Raw genomic sequence first — 7,284 nt, 5'->3', positions numbered from 1 at the left:
GTGCCCTTGGGAAGTCTACCATCACCAAACGTTGCACTTGCTTTGACAATTCAAGACTGAATAAGCAGGGAACAAGCAGAATTATGCCTTGAACAGGAGATAATTTAAAATAGGAAATTTTATGGAGCGGCGGACGGGACTCGAACCCGCAACAGTCAGCTTGGAAGGCTGATGCTCTACCAATTGAACTACCGCCGCAAGGGTAAAGCAAAAAGAAAAATGGTCGGGGTGACTGGATTCGAACCAGCGACCCACTGCTCCCAAAGCAGTTGCGCTACCAAGCTGCGCTACACCCCGAGCCGAGAGAAAAGTATAGGTGACAAATCGCCCAAGAGCAAGAATAAATTGCAATCTTTTTGAACTAATTTTTCGTATCTCAGATTTTTCTATTTTGTTATGTAATCGAAACATTGGATGACTATGCTATTCGTAACCACTTCGAAAGGGGTTTCATGAGCTATTCATCTAAGGTAATCGCACAGCTTGAAGAGCGTTACGCAGATCAGCCTGAGTTTATCCAGGCAGCAAAAGAAGTTCTTACCACCATCCAACCTGCACTTGACGCTCATCCAGAGTTCGAGAAAGCCGCATTGCTAGAGCGTCTTGTTGAGCCAGAGCGCATTGTTATGTTCCGCGTCCCCTGGATTGACGACGCTGGCAACGTTCAGGTCAATCGCGGATACCGCATTGAGTTTAACTCTGCAATTGGACCTTACAAGGGCGGCCTCCGTCTCCATCCAACCGTTAACCTTTCTATCTTGAAGTTCCTCGGCTTTGAGCAGATCTTCAAGAACTCCCTGACCACGCTTCCAATGGGTGGCGGCAAGGGCGGCTCCGACTTCGATCCAAAGGGCAAGTCTGACCGCGAGATTATGGCGTTTTGCCAGTCCTTTATGACTGAGCTTGCTCGCCACATTGGTCCAAACACCGACGTTCCAGCTGGCGACATCGGCACCGGCGCGCGCGAGATCGGCTACATGTTTGGCCAGTACAAGCGCCTTCGCAACGAGTGGACCGGCGTCCTGACCGGCAAAGGCCTCTCCTTCGGCGGCTCCCTTGCTCGCACCGAGGCAACCGGCTACGGCGCGGTTTACTTCCTCACCCACATGCTTGCCGAGAAGAACGATTCGCTCGCAGGTAAAACGGTCTGCATCTCGGGTTCCGGAAACGTTGCTACCTACGCTGCCCAGAAGGCACAGCAACTCGGAGCAACCGTGGTGACCGTATCTGACTCTTCAGGTTATGTTTATGACCCTGAGGGTATTGACGTTGAGCTGCTGAAAGACGTCAAGGAGGTTCGTCGCGCACGCATCAAGGAGTACGCCGACGCACGTCCTTCTGCTACTTTCTTCCCAGGCGAGCGTCCTTGGAGTCAGAAGTGTGACGTCGCTATGCCATGCGCAACTCAGAACGAGCTCGAGCTTGCTGACGTGCAGAAACTTGTTGCTAACGGCACCAAGTACGTCGTTGAGGGCGCTAATATGCCAACCACCCTCGAGGCAACCAATTATCTCATCGAAAACGGCGTCTTCTTCGCACCTGGCAAGGCTGCAAACGCAGGTGGCGTAGCTGTTTCCGGTCTTGAGATGTCCCAGAACGCCGAACACCTTTCCTGGACGTTTGGGGAGGTAGACTCCAAGTTGCAGGGAATCATGGAGAGCATCTACACCGCTGCTTCAGAGGCCGCAGCAACGTATGGCCACCCCGGCAACCTGGTCTTTGGCGCAAATATCGCCGGTTTCCTCAAGGTTGCAAACGCAATGATGGCGCAGGGTGTCTGCTAGTTCGCATAACACTTGGCGAGAAACCCGATGCAGCGGCATTCGATTGTCTATCTTCACTGCCGGCTTGGCTTCAACGTAACTACTAAAAAGGACCTTGGTCACCCAAGGTCCTTTTTTTGATTGCAAGTCATGATTGCATGTCTTGTTCGCACGCCTGACGCACCCTGTATACCCACGCACTACGCTCTTGAAACAAACTCGTTTCCTTCGATGAAAAAGCGCTTTGGAGCATCAATGTTTTTGCTGATGCCTACGCGAGGTGAACGCCCAATTGTTTCTCCTGGTAACAGAGGAGCAAAGCCCAGCACAAGCGGCTCAACTGTCAGGTCATGTCCGTAGAGTTCCTTGTTAATGCCAAGTGCAGCGCACACCTTACCTGGCCCGTTGGTGAGGTCGCGCAGCTTGAGCGGGTGCTTACGCGCACGTTCCGCTTGCTCTTTACCTGCATGTCCCGTATGCACTTTACCCGCGCGTCCTGCTTCACGGAGCTCGCGCATAGCCGCCGTGCCTTCAAGAGGCTCAACCGCGCGCACCAAGCAACCGCTGCCAAAGCCCTCAGGACCACACACCACATTGCAGCAGTGATGCATGCCGTACGAAACGTAAACGTAGAGGTGACCCGCAGGTCCAAACATGGCCGCATTGCGCTCGCTAGGACCGCCAAACGCATGACTTGCGGGATCATCTTGGTCGTAAGCCTCGGTCTCCACAATTCTTGCAACTAGTTTGTGTTTCTCGCCATTAAGCGTAATTGTCCTTGTCAGAGTGCATCCCAGCAGCAGCGGCGCGGCCACATCTGAGGGATTCTCTAGAAAATCTGGAAACATGCCATCTCCTTTATTGGTTATGCGCTACAATACTACCAACCTTTAAGGACGGTGCGAGACACCGGCAAGGCCCATAGCGTTGAGTGCGCATGTTCGCTGTTGAGCCTCCATAAGGAGTGCTTTTTTTATGGCTCGGCATGCTCCTACGCAGATCGGAGAGTATATGAATCCACTGGCAAGTGCCACCTCGCAGCCTCGCGCGCTGCTTGTTCTCGAAGACGGAACAACCTTCGAGGGGAGGTGCTGTGGTGCTAGTGGAGAGACCTTCGGCGAGATTGTTTTTAACACGTCTATGACCGGTTACCAGGAGATTATTTCCGATCCAAGTTACGCCGGCCAGATTGTCACGCTGACCTATCCGCAGGTAGGCAACTACGGTATCGATCCTGCGGTCATGCAACGAGACGTCTTGCACCTTCGTGGTTTTGTCGTCCACGACATGTGCTACGAGCCAAGCAACTGGACATCCAAGCAGAGCCTGCCAGAGTTTCTGCAGGAAAACGGCGTCGTTGCCATCGAGGGCATCGATACCCGCGCGCTGACCATGCACCTGCGCGACTATGGCGCACAGAAGGCGGCCATCTCCACCGAGGACCTGGATCCCGCCCATCTGCTCACGCGCGTCCAGGCGTCGCCCAACATCTCCGAGCACAACTTTGTCCCCGACGTCTCCGTCGACGCACCTCACATGGTCTCCGCTACGTCCAAGAAGCGCTTCAACGTTGTCGCATACGACTGTGGCGAGAAGAACGGCATTCTCCAGGGTCTTGCGGCAAACGGCTGCGAGGTCACGGTTGTACCGTGGAACACACCTGCTGAGGACGCCTTAGCCTACAACCCAGATGGCATCTTCTTCTCCAACGGCCCTGGTGACCCAGAGCAGGTTGACGCTACGCAAGAGGCCGCTCGCGGCGTTCTGGGCAAGGTTCCCGTCTTTGGTATCTGCCTGGGCAACCAGATGCTCTCCATTGTCGCAGGTGCAGATATCGAGAAACTCAAATTTGGCCACCATGGCGGTAACGAACCAGTCATGAATCTTCTGACCGGCAAGGTTGAGATTACTGCTCAGAACCACAATTACGGTCTGGTTTTCCCAAGTCTGGGCAAGCTTATTGCAGAGGAGTCCGGTGGAATCTCCGAGCACTTTGACAACCTCTGCGAGTGGTCCGCAAGGCGTATTGCTCCTGTTGTCCAGACAAAGGAGTTTGGCCGCGTCAGGCTCACACACGTCAACCTTAACGACGGAACTCCAGAGGGCATTCAGTTCCTGGATATTCCAGCGTTTTCCGTTCAGTATCACCCTGAAGCAAGCCCAGGACCTCACGATTCATCCTACTTGTTCAAGGCATTTGCTCGTTTGATGGAGGGACAGTCTGACTATCTTGCCATCGACGTTCGTGAGGGGAGGCGCTTCTAATGCCAAAGCGTACTGATATTAAGAAGATCCTGGTCATCGGCTCTGGCCCAATTGTTATTGGCCAGGCTTGCGAGTTTGACTATTCTGGCACTCAAGCATGCCGCGCCCTTCGCAAAGAGGGCTTTGAGGTTGTTCTGGTTAACTCAAACCCAGCAACCATCATGACTGACCCAGAAACTGCAGATAGAACTTACGTTGAGCCAATCACCGTTGAGTCTGTGACCCGCGTCATTGAGCGCGAGCGTCCTGATGCGCTTCTGCCAAACATGGGCGGCCAGACTGCTCTGAACTGTACCATCAGCCTTGGCGAGGCTGGCGTCCTTGACAAGTACAACATCGAGGTCATCGGCTGTAACCTGGAGTCCATTCGCACCGGTGAGGACCGAGAGCTCTTCAGCGAGGCTGTTCAGGACATTGGCCTGGAGGTTGCTCGCGCAGATATCGCTCACTCCATGGAAGATGCCCAACGCATTGTTGCTGAGCTTGGATACCCTGTGGTCATTCGCCCAAGCTTCACCCTTGGTGGCGCGGGCGGCGGCATTGCTCACACCCCAGAAGAGCTCGTAGAGATTGTTGAACAGGGCCTCTTGCTTTCCCCAGAGCACGAGGTGCTGGTAGAGGAGTCCATTGAAGGCTGGAAAGAGATTGAGATGGAGGTCATGCGCGATACCGCAGGTAACGGTATTGTTGTCTGCTCCATCGAGAACCTCGATCCAATGGGTGTTCACACGGGAGACTCCATTACCGTTGCTCCAGCTCAGACGCTTACCGATGAAGAGCTCCAGAACCTCCGCGACTACTCCATTGCTATTCTCGAGCGTGTAGGCGTTGCCTGCGGTGGCTCTAACGTTCAGTTTGCGGTCAACCCAACTAATGGCCGCGTCATTGTCATTGAGATGAACCCTCGCGTTAGCCGCTCTTCCGCGCTAGCGTCCAAGGCAACTGGTTTCCCAATTGCAAAGATGGCTGCGCTGCTTTCTGTTGGCTACACACTGGATGAGATTACCAACGACATCACCAAGGCAACTCCTGCTGCCTTTGAGCCTTCCATCGACTACTGCGTGGTCAAGGTTCCTCGCTTTGCCTTCGTCAAGTTCAAGGGCACCAGCCGCGTCCTAACCACCCGCATGAAGTCGGTCGGCGAGGCTATGGCTATGGGTAGAACCTTTGAGGAGGCCCTGCAGAAGGCGCTTCGTTCCCTGGAGCAAGATCGCGCTGGTCTGGGCGCTGACGGCCACGATGTCTTTGACGAGAAGAACTTCGATGAGCTAGTCAGCAAGCCAACACCAGAGCGTATTTTCTACGTTGCTGAGGCACTGCGCAGAAATTGGAGCGTTGAGCGCATCCACGATATGACCGGTATCGATCCATGGTACTTGCATCGTATGGCAGGCATCATCAACGCCGAGAAACGCATCAAGGAGCTGGGTCTTTCTGGTCTCACTACCGATAACATGCTTGCTGCCAAACAGCTGGGCTTTTCGGATGAGCAGCTTGCACACCTCACTGGCACCAAGACAGACGTTGTCCGCGCCGTTAGGGAAGTGCTGGGTGTTCGCCCGCAGGTCAAAACAGTTGATACCTGCGCAGGTGAGTTTGGTGCAACCACGCAGTACCACTACGTCACATACGAGAAGGGCAATGCCACGGAGTACGTGATGGCAGAAAAGCCACGCGTTATGATTCTCTCCGCAGGTCCTAACCGTATTGGTCAGGGTATTGAGTTTGACTACTGCTGCGTTCATGCTGCCTACGCTCTTCGTGAGCAGGGCTATGAGACGGTCATGGTTAACTGCAACCCTGAGACGGTCTCAACAGACTACGACACCTCTGATCGCCTGTATTTCCAGCCTCTGACCTTTGAAGACGTCATGGACGTTATTGAGGTTGAGAAGCCAGTAGGCGTCATTGTCACCCTTGGTGGCCAGACGCCAATCAAGCTGGCACGCGCCTTGAAGGACGCCGGCGTTCCTATCATGGGTACTCAGCCAGAGGCAATTGACCTGGCAGAGGACCGCGACCGCTTCGCAGCCCTTCTGGATCGCCTGAACATTGCCTGCCCTCCTTCGGCAGTTGCTTCTACCATGGACGAGGCTCGCGACGCTGCACGCCGCATTGGCTACCCACTGATTGTCCGCCCAAGCTACGTTCTTGGTGGTCGCGGTATGGCCATTGTCTACGACGACTCCGACCTGGTCACCTACATGGAATCCGCGACGCACGTCACGCCAGACCGTCCTGTCTACCTGGACGCCTTCCTGGAGGACGCAATTGAGCTGGACGTTGACGCCCTCTGCGACACCGAGGAGTGCTACGTAGGCTCCGTTCTGGAGCACATTGAGGAGTGCGGTATTCACTCTGGCGACTCCGCCTGCTGCTGGCCGCCCTTCTCGCTCTCTGAAAAGATTGTTGACCAGATTAGGGCCATCACCAAAAAGCTGGCGCTTGCCTGCGGTATTCGCGGCCTCTTGAACATCCAGTACGCCGTCCGCGACGAGCACGTCTTTGTCATCGAGCTCAACCCTCGCGCTTCTAGAACCGTGCCTTTCTCGTCTAAGGCAACTGGCGTCTCCCTGGCCAAATACGCATCTCGCATCATGGCTGGCGAGAAGATCAGTGAGCTCAGAGCACAAGGCCTGCTTCCAGACGAAAATCGCACCGTCGATTACTACGCGGTCAAAGAGGCGGTTATGCCTTGGTCTAGATTCCCTGGTGCTGACTCAATCCTTGGCCCAGAGATGAAGTCTACCGGTGAGGTCATGGGTATTGCTCGAACCTTCCCAGCAGCGTACGCAAAGACTCGTGAGGCAGTTGAGAACAAGCTACCTGAGCAGGGCTCCGTCTTTATCAGTGTGTGCGACCGCGATAAGCGCGCCATTGCTCCTGTTGCTATGGCTCTGGAGAACCTTGGCTACGGCATCTACACCACGGGTGGTACCGCAAAGACGCTGCGTGCGGCTGGAATTGACTGCACCACCGTCAATCGCATTTCCGATGGTCATCCAAATGTTGTTGACCTTATGCGCGATAAGACCGTTAGCTTCATCATCAATACGCCTCATGGTCACGAGGCTCATAGCGACGGCACCAAGATGCGCGCAGAAGCTGTCAGCCAGGGTATTACCTGCGTCACCGCAATGTCTGCAGCTACCGCTCTTATTCAGGCACTTGCTGCGGCAAGAAAGAGTGAGCCCGAGACCTTTGCACTACAAGATCTTTAAAACGTGCTTTATAAAAAAGGAGGCGGAATTTTCCG

The 7,284-nt window shown here is 54.5% G+C and carries 4 protein-coding genes and 2 tRNA genes; 3 read left to right on the top strand and 3 right to left on the bottom strand.

What is annotated here, in order from left to right:
- Positions 1-122: 122 nt before the first annotated feature.
- Together ACO5GU_RS03360 and ACO5GU_RS03355 are read right to left on the bottom strand one after the other, a co-directional pair.
- Positions 123-198: transfer RNA gene (locus ACO5GU_RS03360), tRNA-Gly, on the bottom strand.
- A gap of 22 nt (positions 199-220) precedes the next feature.
- Positions 221-297, bottom strand: a tRNA-Pro gene (locus ACO5GU_RS03355).
- A 155-nt stretch (positions 298-452) separates the two neighbouring features.
- On the opposite strand from ACO5GU_RS03355, the gene gdhA reads away from it, so the two are divergent.
- The gene (gene gdhA / locus ACO5GU_RS03350; RefSeq protein WP_484930111.1) at positions 453-1,784 is read left to right on the top strand and encodes an NADP-specific glutamate dehydrogenase; all 1,332 of its coding nucleotides are present in this window, start codon (positions 453-455) and stop codon (positions 1,782-1,784) included.
- A 179-nt stretch (positions 1,785-1,963) separates the two neighbouring features.
- Here the strand turns inward: gdhA and ACO5GU_RS03345 are convergent, their stop codons facing one another.
- Positions 1,964-2,611: a DNA-3-methyladenine glycosylase gene (locus tag ACO5GU_RS03345; RefSeq protein WP_484930109.1), complete on the bottom strand. Its 648-nt coding sequence runs from the start codon at positions 2,609-2,611 to the stop codon at positions 1,964-1,966.
- A gap of 163 nt (positions 2,612-2,774) precedes the next feature.
- Between ACO5GU_RS03345 and carA the strand changes: the two genes are divergently transcribed.
- Positions 2,775-4,028, top strand: coding sequence for a glutamine-hydrolyzing carbamoyl-phosphate synthase small subunit (gene carA / locus ACO5GU_RS03340; protein ID WP_484930121.1), 1,254 nt, complete (start codon positions 2,775-2,777; stop codon positions 4,026-4,028).
- Complete coding sequence (gene carB / locus ACO5GU_RS03335; RefSeq protein ID WP_484930107.1) at positions 4,028-7,249, top strand: carbamoyl-phosphate synthase large subunit; 3,222 nt, start codon at positions 4,028-4,030, stop codon at positions 7,247-7,249. The genes carA and carB overlap by 1 nt, the downstream gene beginning before the upstream one ends.
- Positions 7,250-7,284: the final 35 nt, after the last annotated feature.

It is taken from the genome of Lancefieldella sp. (assembly GCF_057237245.1).
The sequence above is the reverse complement of the archived record's forward strand: the minus strand, read 5'-3'. Positions and strand labels throughout refer to the sequence as shown.

Excerpts from the sequence above, each read along its gene's own strand:
- gdhA (WP_484930111.1), top strand. The coding sequence starts at position 453 with ATGAGCTATTCATCTAAGGTAATCGCACAGCTTGAAGAGCGTTACGCA.
- ACO5GU_RS03345 (WP_484930109.1), bottom strand. The coding sequence starts at position 2,611 with ATGTTTCCAGATTTTCTAGAGAATCCCTCAGATGTGGCCGCGCCGCTG.
- carA (WP_484930121.1), top strand. The coding sequence starts at position 2,775 with ATGAATCCACTGGCAAGTGCCACCTCGCAGCCTCGCGCGCTGCTTGTT.
- carB (WP_484930107.1), top strand. The coding sequence starts at position 4,028 with ATGCCAAAGCGTACTGATATTAAGAAGATCCTGGTCATCGGCTCTGGC.